The 14,047-nt window shown below is 47.7% G+C and carries 12 protein-coding genes and 1 tRNA gene; 9 read left to right on the top strand and 4 right to left on the bottom strand.

Annotation, left to right across the window (positions count from 1 at the left end; genetic code table 11):
- The first annotated feature begins 76 nt into the window (after positions 1 to 76).
- From HMPREF1091_RS05765 to HMPREF1091_RS05755, 3 genes are read left to right on the top strand one after another with little or no spacing between them, the layout of a single operon-like run.
- The gene (locus tag HMPREF1091_RS05765) at positions 77 to 445 is read left to right on the top strand and encodes a YccF domain-containing protein (RefSeq protein ID WP_002563868.1); all 369 of its coding nucleotides are present in this window, start codon (positions 77 to 79) and stop codon (positions 443 to 445) included.
- Complete coding sequence (locus tag HMPREF1091_RS05760; protein WP_002563867.1) at positions 445 to 2,193, top strand: glycosyltransferase family 39 protein; 1,749 nt, start codon at positions 445 to 447, stop codon at positions 2,191 to 2,193. Before HMPREF1091_RS05765 ends, HMPREF1091_RS05760 begins: the two co-directional genes overlap by 1 nt.
- Positions 2,194 to 2,200: 7 nt before the next feature.
- Positions 2,201 to 3,190 (top strand): glycosyltransferase family 2 protein, encoded by a 990-nt coding sequence (locus HMPREF1091_RS05755; protein WP_002563866.1) that lies wholly within the window; start codon positions 2,201 to 2,203, stop codon positions 3,188 to 3,190.
- An 11-nt stretch (positions 3,191 to 3,201) separates the two neighbouring features.
- Here HMPREF1091_RS05755 and HMPREF1091_RS05750 read toward each other — a convergent pair whose 3' ends face one another.
- Positions 3,202 to 4,593: a M18 family aminopeptidase gene (locus HMPREF1091_RS05750; protein ID WP_002563865.1), complete on the bottom strand. Its 1,392-nt coding sequence runs from the start codon at positions 4,591 to 4,593 to the stop codon at positions 3,202 to 3,204.
- Between the two features lie 190 nt (positions 4,594 to 4,783).
- Here HMPREF1091_RS05750 and HMPREF1091_RS05745 point away from each other — a divergent pair, with 190 nt between their 5' ends.
- Together HMPREF1091_RS05745 and HMPREF1091_RS05740 are read left to right on the top strand one after the other, a co-directional pair.
- A complete protein-coding gene (locus tag HMPREF1091_RS05745) occupies positions 4,784 to 6,439 on the top strand; it encodes a glycoside hydrolase family 36 protein (protein ID WP_002563864.1) in 1,656 nt (551 codons plus the stop codon).
- 88 nt (positions 6,440 to 6,527) lie between these two features.
- Positions 6,528 to 6,602 (top strand) — tRNA-Val (locus HMPREF1091_RS05740).
- Between the two features lie 256 nt (positions 6,603 to 6,858).
- On the opposite strand, the gene HMPREF1091_RS05735 is transcribed toward HMPREF1091_RS05740, so the two are convergent.
- Both HMPREF1091_RS05735 and gpmA read right to left on the bottom strand, forming a co-directional pair.
- Complete coding sequence (locus tag HMPREF1091_RS05735; protein WP_002563863.1) at positions 6,859 to 7,176, bottom strand: hypothetical protein; 318 nt, start codon at positions 7,174 to 7,176, stop codon at positions 6,859 to 6,861.
- 132 nt (positions 7,177 to 7,308) lie between these two features.
- Complete coding sequence (gene gpmA / locus HMPREF1091_RS05730) at positions 7,309 to 8,067, bottom strand: 2,3-diphosphoglycerate-dependent phosphoglycerate mutase (RefSeq protein WP_002563862.1); 759 nt, start codon at positions 8,065 to 8,067, stop codon at positions 7,309 to 7,311.
- A gap of 235 nt (positions 8,068 to 8,302) precedes the next feature.
- Between gpmA and HMPREF1091_RS05725 the strand changes: the two genes are divergently transcribed.
- Together HMPREF1091_RS05725 and HMPREF1091_RS05720 are read left to right on the top strand one after the other, a co-directional pair.
- Positions 8,303 to 9,397 carry a PTS fructose transporter subunit IIC gene (locus HMPREF1091_RS05725; RefSeq protein ID WP_002563861.1) on the top strand — a complete coding sequence of 365 codons (1,095 nt, stop codon included), beginning with the start codon at positions 8,303 to 8,305 and terminating at the stop codon, positions 9,395 to 9,397.
- A gap of 69 nt (positions 9,398 to 9,466) precedes the next feature.
- Complete coding sequence (locus tag HMPREF1091_RS05720) at positions 9,467 to 9,775, top strand: PTS fructose transporter subunit IIB (protein WP_002563860.1); 309 nt, start codon at positions 9,467 to 9,469, stop codon at positions 9,773 to 9,775.
- A gap of 39 nt (positions 9,776 to 9,814) precedes the next feature.
- On the opposite strand, the gene HMPREF1091_RS05715 is transcribed toward HMPREF1091_RS05720, so the two are convergent.
- Positions 9,815 to 10,570, bottom strand: a complete 756-nt coding sequence (locus HMPREF1091_RS05715) for a DeoR/GlpR family DNA-binding transcription regulator (RefSeq protein WP_002563859.1) — start codon at positions 10,568 to 10,570, stop codon at positions 9,815 to 9,817.
- A gap of 223 nt (positions 10,571 to 10,793) precedes the next feature.
- Here HMPREF1091_RS05715 and HMPREF1091_RS05710 point away from each other — a divergent pair, with 223 nt between their 5' ends.
- Positions 10,794 to 13,088 (top strand): formate C-acetyltransferase/glycerol dehydratase family glycyl radical enzyme, encoded by a 2,295-nt coding sequence (locus HMPREF1091_RS05710; RefSeq protein WP_002563858.1) that lies wholly within the window; start codon positions 10,794 to 10,796, stop codon positions 13,086 to 13,088.
- Complete coding sequence (locus tag HMPREF1091_RS05705; protein WP_002563857.1) at positions 13,078 to 14,025, top strand: radical SAM protein; 948 nt, start codon at positions 13,078 to 13,080, stop codon at positions 14,023 to 14,025. Before HMPREF1091_RS05710 ends, HMPREF1091_RS05705 begins: the two co-directional genes overlap by 11 nt.
- Positions 14,026 to 14,047 lie beyond the last annotated feature (22 nt).

The following is a 14,047-nucleotide window of genomic DNA, read 5'->3' as shown; positions in this document are numbered from 1 at the left end:
GCACCCAATGAGTGCATGTAGCGAGCAAGCATGGATAACGTGCGTATAACGAGCGAGTAAAGATAAGGAAAATGCTGTGAGTTTTGGTCAATTGCTGGGTAATATTGTTTGGATCATTTTAGGTGGTATTACGACGGCTCTCGCGTGGCTTGTGGTCGGTATCTTTTTTTGCTGTACCGTTATTGGTATCCCCCTGGGATTGCAAGCGTTTAAGATGGCACGTCTCACGCTTATGCCCTTTGGTGCACAGATTGTTTGGAATGGTTCTAGTGTAAGTATCGTTGCTAATATTGTTTGGTGCGTCTGTGCAGGGATTTTGATGGCCGCATATTACACACTCATTGGTCTGGTGTACTGTTTGACCATCATTGGCATTCCTTTTGGTATGCAGCTTTTTAAAATGGCGCGTCTGTCCCTTGCTCCCTTTGGCGCCGAGGTGTTGTAATGAAACAGCTTATTGCTTGGATAAAGCAACATCGTGCTGCAGTGCTTTTTGTAGCGGTGTTTGTTGTTGGCATAGCTATCAATGCACTTGATGTAGCTCATGGTCAAATTTGGTTTGATGAGAGCTATTCTGTGGCGCTTGCTACCAAATCCTTTCCGGACATTTGGCGCATTGGTGCAGCAGACGTACATCCTGTTTTGTATTATTGCATGCTTCATGTAGTGTATTTGATCTTTGGTAAAAGCATTCTTGCTATGCGGCTTTTCTCGCTTGTGGGAACTGCGGTGTTAGGCTTGTTGGGCTGGACACATATTCGTAAGGATTATGACAACGTCACCGCCATCCTGTTTACCTTTTTTGTCTTGATGAGCCCTTGGGGCATGCAAGAATCCGTTGATGTGCGCATGTATTCTTGGGCTGCAGTATTTACTATGCTTGTGCTCATCTATACCCGGCGAATTTGTTTAGGCCTGCTTACTCAAGAGGGCTTTAAGGGTATTCCTACTTCTTGGTGGCTGTTTGCTTTTGGGTTTGCTTTGGCATCTGCTTATACGCACTACTATTCTGCTATTGGTGCCTTTGTCTGCATGGCTGTGTTGCTCATTACCATTGAGTATGAGCTGGCGATAAAATCGCAGGGTGCCCGCAAGGCATTGCGTAGTTTCATGCTTGGTGCAGTAGTGTGCTTGCTTGCCTACGCTCCTTGGATCCATGCTATGATGTCGCAGGTTAAAGGGGTTTCTCAGGAGTATTGGATAGAGTTTTATTTTCCTCAAACCCTCCTTGAATTTATAGAGTTTCCCATACGTTCGGTAGCAATTGATGGCATCATCAAAAGTCAAAACCTTGATCTTGAGGTGCTTATTCCACGTATCGCGTTTTTTGTCTTGATGATTCTTATCGTGATCGCCTTAGCTGTATACATTAAAGACCTAGTAAGGGCAAAGAAAACCCATCATATGCTGAGTACCCAGCTGCAACGGAGCTGCTCTATCGTCAGCCTTTCTGGTGCGTTGAGCATGCCCTTATTGTTGCTGTACGGCACTATTTTGCTATCTGCAGGTTTGTCTCTTGCGATTCATCAGTCCATCATGCAGGCACGGTATTTATCGTGCATCGCAGGCGCTGCCTGTTTGGCACTAGCGGTGTTATTTGCAAAGCTTATAGAAGATGGCGCTTCTAGTGCTCATGCAGGGTCTACTCAAGATACTGCTGTGTCTAATGATGCAGCTGCAGCATGGGATAAGGCACCATTAGGCAAAGGGCTTTTTACTAAAAAGGTATTGTTAGGTGTTGCGATACTCAGTTATGCCATTTTAGGTGGTGCTAATCAGCTGCAGATTTGCAAAGCAAGTTATGACTGGCGCAACTGGGCTGTGGTGGATTACTATCGCGATGTCGTGCATACAGATGGTGGGTCCTTGCTCCCGGTATATTCAGAAGGCAACATTGGCAGCAATATTGTTGCCGCAGCGCCGCTGTCTATCTATGTACCTGAGTCCACCATCCTCATTCCCACCAAAATGCGTGCGTATGAAGCCTATACGCCTTCCATTGAACTGGTAGATGATGTAGCTGCCCACGCTAAGGAGCAGCATGGACGCATGATATACATAGGCAATGGCTCAGATGATCAAGCAGCACAAGAGTTTGCCCGCAAGATAGGTGCATCCGTTGTAGAATCAAAGACGTTTTGGCGTCCTTATAAGTCCAATATGTGGACCATTTCTATTTTGGAGAGGCCGTAGATCATATATGACTCGTTTATCCCTTGTTGTTCCTTGCCACAATGAGGAGCAAACTGTAGAGCTGTTCTATGCCACTGCGCATTCGATCGAGATAAAGGAACTGGCTCAACGTGGGGTGGCATTGCGCTTTGTGTTTGTAGATGATGGCTCTCAGGACCATACTTTGGAAAAGTTGCGCAAGCTGGCAGCAGCTCATGAAGAAGTGTCATACCTATCCTTCTCACGCAATTTTGGGAAAGAAGCAGCGTTATTAGCGGGCTTGCAAGCGGCTGTTCAATGTGGCGATTTGATTGCGGTTATAGATGTTGATCTGCAAGATCCTCCCAGCTTATTGCCTCAGATGTGCGACTTAGCGCTTGGCGGTGAGTATGACCGCATTGCGGTGCGTCGCACTTCTCGCGAGGGTGAACCGCCTATTCGTTCTTGGTTTGCTCGCCGTTTTTACGGACTCATGTCTCATGTGACAGATTTAGATTTACGCGATGGTGCGCGTGACTTTTCTGTTATGTCTAAGCGCTTTGTTGAGGCAGTGCTTTCTTGCGGTGAGTACAACCGCTTTACCAAGGGCTTGTTTGGCTGGGTAGGGTATCCCACTACCTGGATTGAGTACTCTAATGTAGAACGTGCGGCAGGGGAGACTAACTGGTCGTTTTGGTCTTTGGTTCGCTATGCTTTTGACGGTATTGTTGCGTATACCGTAAAGCCGCTGGAAATGCTTATGGCTATTGGTGCTGTGATGTCCGTATTGGCGCTTCTTGCCCTTATTTTTGTTGTGGTTCGTGCGCTGCTGTTTGGCGATCCTGTTTCTGGCTGGCCTTCTTTGATGGCAATGATTTTGCTGGCGACCGGTTTTATCACCTTCGGTTTGGGCATCATTGGCTTTTACCTATCCAAAATTTACCTGGAAGTAAAAGACCGTCCCGTCTATTTGATTAAAGAAACAAGCAAGCAAGCTTGGCAGGAAGATCCAGCCAAGCACTTGCATAACGGGCGGTAAGCGCTGGACTCTCAGCGCAGCTCAATGGTAGAGGCACCGTCGATAATGACGTTGGTATTGTAAAACTCCTGCAATGCTGCAATAGCATAGCTTGTATCGGCACTACCAGCCGTTTCATAGCTGGAATGCATAGCAAGCTGCGGCAGGCCTACGTCTACAGCATGGATGCTTACCTGGATGTTTGATAAGTTACCCAAGGTAGAGCCGCCTCTTCTGTCAGAGCGGTTGGAAAAGAGCTGTGTAGGTACACCGGCCTTCTCGCATACCGCAACAAAAACGGCACGACTAAAGGCATCCGTTGTATAGCTTTGGTTAGCGCACTCTTTAATAACGGGACCCTTGTTAAGGAAGCACTGATTGGTGGCATCGTAGAGTTCGGGATGATTGGGATGCAGGGCATGGGCATTATCAAAGCTCACCATAAAGCTGGCGGAAAGTGCACGTAAATAGTCCTGTTCATCCGCACCCATACTCAAAGATAGGCGCAGCAAGCTGTCGTGCAGCAGGGTGGAGAGCGCGCCCTGTTTGGTACACGATCCCACTTCCTCGTTATCAAAACAGCTCATCACACTAATGGTATGCTCGTTGTTGGATTGAGTGAATGCTTTAAGACTGGCAAAGGTGCACTGTAGGTCATCCAGTTTAGGTGAGGATACAAACTCGTTGGCTGCACCCCATACGCAAGCGCGTTGACGATTAACCAGATAGAGGTCATGGGCCACAATATCGGCCGCATCCACTTCTAGCCCGCGAGCAACCATACGCATGACATCTGCTTCTTCTAGCTCTCCTGCCGAGAAGAGCGGGCAAAGATCCACAGCATGATTGTATTCAAAGCCCTTATTGGCCTCACGGTTAAGATGGATAGCAACATGAGGAATCAGTGCAACGTCTGCATTGGAATTGTATAGGCGGCTTTGAATACCGCTTTTGGTGCGTACCAGCACACGACCAGCTAATCCTAGAGGGCGATCCAGCCAAGTTGAGTTGATCATGCCGCCGTAGCCTTCAACGCTGAGGCGTACATAGCTGTGCGGACCCTGCAGTGTGGGCTGTGCTTTGAGTTTAAAGCTGGGGGAGTCAGCGTGGGAAGCAACAATCTGAAAATGGAACGGTGCCGTTTGATTAGACTGATCTGATGGGTTGGCCTTATCTGAGGCACTCTTGCTGGCAAGTCCATCTAGCGCGTGGGCACCTACCTTACACGCAATAACACTGGAGCCGTTGCGTGTAGTGTAATAGTTTTTACCTGCTGTAATGCAACCCGACCAATCCGAACCCTCAGGCAAATAGATAAAGCCATTTTGGTCTAACGTCTTGCAAATAGTTGCTGCAGTATGAAACATACTGGGAGAGTTTTGAATAAACGAAATAAGGTTTTGGGAATCTGCAATCCTGTCCACAGCTACCTCCAAAGCAAAATAAGACAATACCGTGCTGTGTATGGAATGTATGCGTCTCATACACGGATTATGTGACGTCTACTTACAAAAACTGAACGGTCACATAAAAAAGCTTAGCACCAACAAAGCACATCTTGCACCCGTAAAGCCGCAACACGTAAAATAAGTAAAGCAAGCAAAGGAGCCATAGATGAATCCGCTGCAATCAGTAAAGCTTACATATCATATTCCAGGAGAACGTGCTCGCTATGAGCTTTTTTTGGGTAGCGACCGCGTGGCAAGACCCGTTGCCTATGCTCGTGAGATTGGCTTTTACGTCCAGGCCGAGAAGGACGAGTGGCATATACATGTTGTGCCAACCAAATGGATAGTTATTGACCAACTTACGATGGTGCTCAAGGTACCCCAAAAGGATGCTCAGACCATCTTTTTTAATGGCTATCAATCGGATACCGATTGCTATGAACAATCTGTCTCTGGTAAGACTAAAGCGCTACCGTTTTATCCCCGTTCTCTTATCAACGCTACTGCGGCAGACGTTATTGGTGATTACCGCTTTGTAAAACAGGATTCCCAGGCTGGCCATCAACATGGCTTCACCTATGGGTATATGCGGCGTGGTTCTAACGTTACCCTGTTTGGCTCTTTGGACGAGCATGACGGTCTTACGCTTATCCGTCAGAGTGCATCAAAAGAATTGCTTTCATTTGAGAAGGAGCCTTCCGCTGCAGCTTTAGAGCCCAAGGTAGACTATGATATTTTGGCGGTGTGCATCCTTTCTGGCACGATGGAAAACGTTACGCGCCATTGGCTTGGTCGCTATGCAATCCACTCGCTGGATGCCCGACCTACTATTGGATATACTACGAGCTACGATGGTATAACGCATCCTACCGCTGCTTCTGAACAGGCTCGTGTGGCAGATGTCAACGAGTCTGGTGTACACAAAAGTCTTACTGCTTTTACCGATCTGTTGGCGGAATCAAAGTTACACTTCGCCGGTATTGATAAGGTATTTCAGATAGGAGAGGGTTATTGCACGGTGGGAGACTGGCTTAATCCTCATTCTGAACGCTTCCCTCATGGCATGGCAGAAATTGCACAAGCAATTCGTGACACAGGCCTGCGTCCAGCTTTATGGTTGGCTCCCTTTGTTGCCCAGAAGCAGTCCGTGGTAGTGCGTGAACATCCGGATTGGCTTCTCACTGATATTGAGGGTAAGCCCCAAAAAGTGAGTGCCAACAATGGTGGTCTGTACGCACTTGATGTGTGTAATAAGGAAGTCCAGGCTTATATCCGCACAGTAGTACATACGGCAGTGCATGAGTGGGGGTTTGAGTATCTTAAGATTGACTATACCTATGCCGCCGCCCTTATCGATCATGCCGGTCATAATCGTGCTCAACTTACCTGCGCTGCTTTGGATATCATTCGTGCAGCAGCTGGCGAGAAATGCAGTATCTCGTTGGGTGCTGCGCAGCTTTGTTGTGCGATTGGTCGTGCACAGTTTTGTGAGATTTCTTGTGGTACCAGCAGTGATTGGGATGGCCGCATGTTTGGCCGCCTTAACACCCGAGAGCGCAAGAGTACCAAACATGCTCTTCGTACCATTGCTGCTCGTCAAAGCCTCAACGGGCATGCATTTGGTGTAGATCCTGGTGTGCTGGTGTGTAATGACCCTTCGGTTTTAAAAGAGGGTCGTCGTAACCAAGTGATAGATGCGTTTACGGGCAATACCCAAGCGCTTATTATTTCAGGTGCTATTAGTACGTGGACTTCTGAGCAGCGTAAAGCGTATATGATGGCCATAAAACAATTTGCAGCGCGTCACGGTGTTGTGAGATAAGTAAGATGGGTGGAGGATTACAAAATATACCTTGCACGACAGCTGTTATTGTCGTATAGTTACCTCCGCTACATTTTGTAGTGCATTCGGGCGATTAGCTCAGGGGGAGAGCGCTTCCCTGACACGGAAGAGGCCACAAGTTCAAATCTTGTATCGCCCACCAAAAATAGCAGGTCAGACGGTGTTTTCGTCTGGCCTTTTTTGTTTGGTAGCGAATTGGTTGCGAATTTGGTAGCGAAAAATTTTCCATAAAAAGAACTCTGGAGAAGTGGTTAGTTAGTGCTTTGCGGTTTGTTTGTGCGTGTTACGAACAACACGAGCAACAAAAAACGCCACCCTTTATAGGTGACGTTCAATGAACCTTTATTTGAAAAGCTGGACTATGATTCTTTGTATGCTACTAACATAGAAGAGCCAATCTAGGCCATTGCACTAATTCCTGTAGAAATGATAGCCAAATTAGCTAGCCCGTCCATAAAGACTTTAAGATTAGCGGCGTTCGCTGCTTTTTGGGAAGACATATCGTCATAGCCTTTATACGAAATAGATTCTGCTTGAACCACGTCTTGCTGTGCTTTTTCTACAGCGCTACCAGCCATTGCTAACCCGAACGAGCAAAGAAGAAGCGCGACTATTGATCCCATAAGTGCCTTTTTTGCTGTTGCGGCATACTTTTTAATTGGCGATAGCGGTTCTTCTGTAGGCGTAGTTGTTGGTGTGTTTACGTTTTCTTCCATGGTTACTCTTCTTTATATGAATTGCATTGGATAGTGATGGGTCTGTTGTAAGCAAAGAAGAAAAGCTTGTTGACTGTTTTGCAAGCCAACAAGCTTTTGATTATGAGTGCATCTTAGCTTTACTCGAGCAACTTACTTCTTACCCTGGTTAGCTACCGCGTTAATCTTTGCCTCAATGGTTGCGGCGTCACCGATGTAGTGCTTATCTACAATGTTCCAGTCCTTGTCAAAGGTATAGGACAGAGGCACACCGGTAGGGATGTTGACCTTAATGATTTCTTCTTCACTAAGACCTTCAAGCTGCATAACAAGAGCACGAAGGCTGTTGCCATGAGCGGCAATCAGTACACGCTTACCGGCTTCGAGCTCAGGCTTAATCTCCTGCTCAAAGTACGGCCATGCACGGGCAACGGTGTCCTTCAGGCACTCAGTAAAGGGAAGCTCATCGGCAGGTACATCACGGAAGAGCTCAAGTACGTGGGGATCCCTAGGATCACCAGGGGTTAGTGCAGGGGGTTGAATATCATAGCTACGACGCCACTGCATGAACTTCTCTTCGCCGTACTGCTCAAGAGTTTCGGCCTTGTTTTTACCCTGAAGTTCACCGTAATGACGCTCATTGAGTTTATAGGTCTTGTGTACGGGCAGCCAGGCGCGGTCCATCTCGTCAAGAATAATATTGAGCGTGTGGATAGCGCGCTTGAGAAGGGAGGTATGGCAGACGTCAAAGTCATAACCTGCCTCCTTGAGTGCCTTTCCGCCAGCAGCAGCCTCAGCTCGACCAGTATCGGTAAGATCTACGTCGGTCCAGCCGGTGAAAAGATTGAGCTTATTCCACTCACTCTCACCATGACGCACAACAACCAGCTGCATGTTCTTCTCTTCTGACATATAGACCCTTTCTCCTAGGGATGACGTTTCCCATGGTTGTGTATAGAACCTTTGGGCACTTATACGCTACCACAGCCCAGCTTAAAGTTGTTGCTAAAGTACGGCTGCTTAGCAGTTTTTTAACCACCTTTTAGCAGAAATCATGTTGACAACAATAAGGTACCTCCATATATTGAGGACACAGCAATAAGAAACAATATAAATAAATAGTAAACAAGTTTAAAAGGAGATGAAAATGGGCAAGTCTACTTCTTCGGCACAAAAACTTCAGCAGCATCTTATGAACGGCGTTTCGCACATGATTCCTGTCGTTGTAACCGGCGGTATTCTGTTTGCAATCGCAACAATGCTCTCTCTTAACTCGGTAACTACCGCAGGTTCTGTGCAGGCAAGCAATATTGTTATTGATGTGTTGAGCAAAATTGGCGGAACAGGTCTTGGTCTTATGGTTCCTGTTCTGTCCGCTTATATTGCTGCTTCTTTTGCAGATCGCCCTGGTATTGCGCCTGGTCTTATTTGCGGTCAGCTTGCCGTAACTGTTGGTTCTGGTTTTATTGGTGGCATTATTTCTGGTATTCTTTGCGGTCTTCTTGCAGAGCAACTTAAGAAAGTGCAACTACCTAAGTCCATGCTCTCCCTTAAGTCCATTATGATCATTCCTCTTGTCACCTCTCTCGTGGTGGGTACCATCATGATTTGTATTGTTGGTGCACCCTGTGCTTGGCTGTTGGATACGCTCACCAAGTGGCTCACCTCAATGAGCGGTGCAAGTGCAATTATCGTAGGTATTATCTGCGGCGCTATGATTGGTTTTGATCTGGGTGGACCGGTAAACAAGGTTGCATATTCTACAGGTGCAGCTGTGGTGGGTACCGAGGTTATGGCTGGTAACAACTGTGCATTCTTTGGCCCCATTGCTTTGGCAATTTGTGTACCTCCCATTGCAGTTGGTCTTGCTTCCTTTATCTTTAAGAATAAGTTCTCCCAAGAGGAGCGTGATGCTGGTATTGGCGCTATTGTTATGGGTGCTTGTGGCATCACCGAGGGTGCAATTTCTTATACCACTACCGATCCCGGTCGTATGATTCCTATCAATGTAGTTTCTTGTGCCTTTGCCGGCGGTGTAGCAGGTGCTTTGGGTACGTACTGCAATGCTGCATGGGGTGGCCTGGTAGTTCTTCCTGTTACCTCAATCGCCACGTATCTGATTTCTTTAGCTGCAGGCATTGGTTTGTATCTAGCGCTTATTTTCTTCTTTAAGAAGGATTACGTAGAGGAAGAAGTCAGCTCTATAGAAGAAGATGATCTGGATATTCAGATTGAGTTCTAAGGCTCCGTTCACCTGTTGTATACGCTTAATCATATGTCGCAACGACATCTAATAAAGGAGATTGTATCGATGAAAATCATTGCTGTTACTGCTTGTCCCTCTGGTGTTGCACATACCTATATGGCTGCTGAGGCTTTAAAGAAGGCTTGCGCCAAGGCTGGTGTTAAGTGCAGTGTAGAAACGCAAGGCTCTATTGGTATTGAAGATGCTCTATCTGAAGCAGATATTGCTCAGGCAACCGCTGTTGTTCTTACCACTGATATGCCTATTAAGGGTGCTGAGCGTTTTGAGAAGCTTCCTAAGATTAGACTGACCGCCGGGCAGGTAATCAAGTCTTCTGACGCAATTGTAGCTAAGGTTCAAAAAGAGCTTGGCTAAGCTAGCTCTGCCAATAAGCGTGGTATGTAGTTAGATGTGCTAGACGAGCCCAACAGTAAACTTATCCAGCGCTTTTCTCTGCTTAGAAGATAGGGAATCAGTAATAAGACCTTTAAACTCGTTGAGGGTGGCAAAGTTGTAATTACCGCGAGAATCAAATTTATGGGAGTCAGCCATCAAATACGCCTGATTTGTATTTTCTAAAACAGCATGCTTAACCATACCATCGTCCATCTCAAAGGTGCTTACAGCTCCGGTGAGAAGGTCGATGCCAATGGCACCAATAAAAGCTTTGTCAAAAGTAAAGTGCTCAAGGTTAGCAATGGTGAGCGTGCCAACAAAACCATTAAGGTCCAAGCTTACCGTACCACCAGGGCACATAACAGAAAGCGCTGGATTTTCTGCCATAATTTGCAGGCTGTCCATCATGTTAGAGACAACCACACAACGCTTTTGACCTGCAGCAAGCAAGCGAGCCAGTTCTAAATTAGTGGTAGAGATATCCAAAAAGATACTGTCTCCAGCAGCGATAAGATCATACGCTTTAGTTGCCACAAGGTATTTCTCGGCAGTATAGGTATTTAAGCGCTTGTAGACCGTACGTTCGGGGGTCTCAGCAATGCTAATTGCGCCACCGTATACTCGCTTAAGGATGCCTTGCGATTCCAGCTGGCGTAAATCCTTGCGGATACAGTCAACCGTTACATTGAATTGTTTGGCAAGATCTGCCACAGCTACACGTCCGTTATTTTTTACCATGGTGGCAATAGCGTTTTGTCGTTCTTTGAGGAACATAGACTCTCCTCTAAAGTTGGATTGTTTTTAGTACACCAATACTAAACAATACATTTGCAAAGATATTCAAATATGTGCAAGATTATCGATTAGCGGTTAAAAATCGGTATTGTATTGAAATAAAACAATAACTAACAATAAAAAACAATTGTAAACCAATATATAGCAATATAAACTGGTCTCATCAGATGGTTCGCACTCAAAACTGTGTTGGGAGATACGTATGCTCAGTGCTCGGACTCAAGCAATCAAGGATTCTTTGTTCGCACAACCTCGTCAAATTGATCTTGAGCGTGCTCTGTTATACACCCAAAGCTGGAAGCAGACAAAAGGGCAGCCTGTTGTAATGAGTCGCGCGCTTGCTTTGCGTCACATTCTTGAGCAGCACGAAATTGTGATTGACGAGTATGACTTGCTTGTTGGTAATCGTACCCGCACGCCCCGCGCCGGTGTGCTGTCTCCAGAAATGTCTCCGTATTGGATTGTGGATGAGCTGGATGCTTTTCCCACTCGTCCGCAAGACAGGTTTGAGATGAGTGAGCAGGACAAATGCAGGTTTAAGGATGAGCTGCTCAGCTATTGGAGCGGCAAGTCGCTCAATGACTGGTATCAGGCACATCTGTCTCAGCAGGCAGCAGATGCGCAAAAGACCAAGATTTTCTCGGTAGCCCAGACCGATAAGGGCCAGGGGCACATTATTGCCGACATTCCCGCTGTGCTGTCGCGCGGGTTTGCAGCTCTTGCTGCGGATGCCCACCAGCGTGCTGCACAAGATCCGAGCAACGAGTTTTATGCGGCAGCAGCCGTGTGCTTGGATGCAACAATTGTGTACATACAGCGCTATGAGCAGGTATGTCGCACGATGGCGACCACGGCAGGCGAGAAGCGCGCGCAAGAGCTGCTGGATATGGCAGAGGTGCTGGCGCATATTGCCACCAATCCGGCGCGTGATTTGCGGGATGCTCTGCAGCTGGTGTGGTTGACAGAACTGGTGTTGGAGCATGAGTCCAATGCAAGCTCCATTTCTTTGGGTCGTATGGACCAGTATTTATGGCCGTACTATCAGGCAACACGTGCAGCGGGCGTGTGTGAGCAGGATATTCGTGAGCTCATACAGTGCTTCTACCTCAAAACTAATACCATTGTGTTTGTGCGATCTACGGATAGCGCCAAATCATTTGCCGGCTTTCCCTCGGGCTTTAATCTGGTGGTAGGTGGAGTTGATGAAGCGGGCAACGATGCTTCCAATGAGCTGTCCGAGCTTTTGCTCGATATTCAGAAGGACACGCGCTTGCCTCAGCCCAACCTGTCTTTGCGCGTGTTTTCTGGTACACCTGAGTCGCTGTATCACAAGGCTGGAGAGGTTATTCGTTTGGGTGATGGTATTCCTCAGTGCTTCAACGATGAGGTAAACATTCCAGCATTTGTTAACCGTGGTGTGAGTCTTGAGGATGCCCGCGATTACGCTGTTGTGGGCTGCGTGGAGCTGTCCATCCCGGGTCGCATGTACGGTTTGCATGACATCTCTATGTTCAATATGGTGCGCTGTCTGGAGATTGCCATGCGGGCCCGTCCTGAGGGATACCGCAGCTTCCAAGAGCTTCTCGATGCGGTGGACGCTGTTATCGATAGCTATGTTGCCCTTATGGCGGAAGGCTGCAATGCGTGCGATGTGGCTCATCAAAAAACCAGTCCCACGCCCTTGCTCAGTGCGCTGGTAGCGGATTGCATGACAAATGGCAAGGATATTACCGCAGGTGGAGCGCGGTATAATCCCTCTGGCGTGCAAGGCGTAGGCACCGCAAACCTGGCCGATTCCCTCATTGCAATTAAGTACGCCGTATTTGAAGAGAAGCTCCTGAGCTGGCAAGAGCTGGTGGGTCTGCTTGAGCGCAACTGGGCAGGAGAGGGGGATGAGGTATGGCGTCAGCGCCTGATTAACGCCTATCCCAAGTACGGCAATGATATTGATGAAGTGGATATGCTGGGTCGTCATTTCTTGGAGCACTATGGACATGAGGTGGAAAAGTACACCAATCCTCGTGGCGGCCATTTTCAGCCGGGTAGCTATACCGTGTCTGCTCATATTCCGCTTGGCGAGAAGTGCGGTGCCACGCCCGATGGTCGTTTTGCACATGAGCAGCTGGCAGATGGTGGCCTGAGTCCTATGGCAGGTCGTGATACTAACGGACCTACCGCAAGCCTCAAGAGCGTGTCCAAGCTCAAGAATGTTTTGGATTCCAACGGTAGCTTGCTCAATGTAAAATTCTCGCCAGCAGCCTTGGCGGGCGAGAGTGGGCTGACTAAGCTTGAGGCATTTCTCAAGGCTTTTTCTCGTTTGGGAATTCAACATGTGCAGTTTAATGTGGTCGATAAGAAAACACTGCTTGATGCTCAAATCCATCCAGAGAATCACAAGGATTTGATTGTGCGCGTGGCGGGGTATTCTGCCATGTTTGTTGAGCTGTCAAAGGCTGTTCAAGATGACATCATTAGCAGGACCGAGCATGTCCTCTAGGCATACTGCTCCATCCTGTGGGCACGACGTCACATCCTGTGGGCAAGACGTTACAGCCTGCGGGCACGCTGCTACAGCCCCTAGGCAGGCGGCTACGTCAGCAATAATTACCAATGTACAGCGCTACTCCCTTCATGATGGTGGCGGCATCCGCACCGTGGCCTTCCTGAAGGGATGTCCTTTTAGCTGTCCTTGGTGCTGTAATCCAGAAAATCTTTCCTTTGAGCCGGAAGTATCCCTCAAAGAAAACCTGTGCATCCATTGCTCGCCGCGCCCTGATGGTGCTTTGTGTGCTATTCCACCTGCCCTATGTCCCACCCGTGCCAAGACTATCATGGGCACTAAGCGTAGCGTGGATGATCTGTTGGAAGAAGTGCTGCGCGATCGTATCTTTTTTGAAGAGAGTGGCGGTGGAGTAACGCTTTCTGGTGGAGAAGCCCTTGCGCGCGAACCCTTTGTGCGATCGTTTTTTGCTGCAGCAAAGGCACAGGGCTTACATACGGCTTTGGAAACTACCCTTGCGTTGCCCCTGCAGGATGCTCAAGCGCTGGTAGCGGTGGTGGATAGCTTTTTGGTTGACTTCAAAATTGCGGATCGTGCTACGAGTAAAACCCTTTTGGGGCTTGACCCTGACGTAAGAGATGCCAATCTTAGGACGATTTTATCGAGAAGGGCGTCTGTGGTGGCACGTATGCCCATTGTACCTGGTTATACAGACGGGCTGGATAATGTGCGTGCCAATGCAGCAAAATTGTGTGAGTTGGGAATTGTTCGTGCGGACGTACTTCCGTTTCATCAATTGGGAGAAAATAAGTACAGTTACGTAGGACGTCCCTATACCATGCATGAGGTACAGCCACCAAGCGCTGAACAAATTGCGGGAATTGTAGCAATTTTAGAGAAGGTAGGCTTATCTGTTGTAATTGATGGTGAATAAGTTGGCCGGTGTAGGTATACTT

This window comes from Atopobium minutum 10063974 (assembly GCF_000364325.1).
Taxonomy (GTDB): domain Bacteria; phylum Actinomycetota; class Coriobacteriia; order Coriobacteriales; family Atopobiaceae; genus Atopobium; species Atopobium minutum.
The sequence above is the reverse complement of the archived record's forward strand: the minus strand, read 5'-3'. Positions and strand labels throughout refer to the sequence as shown.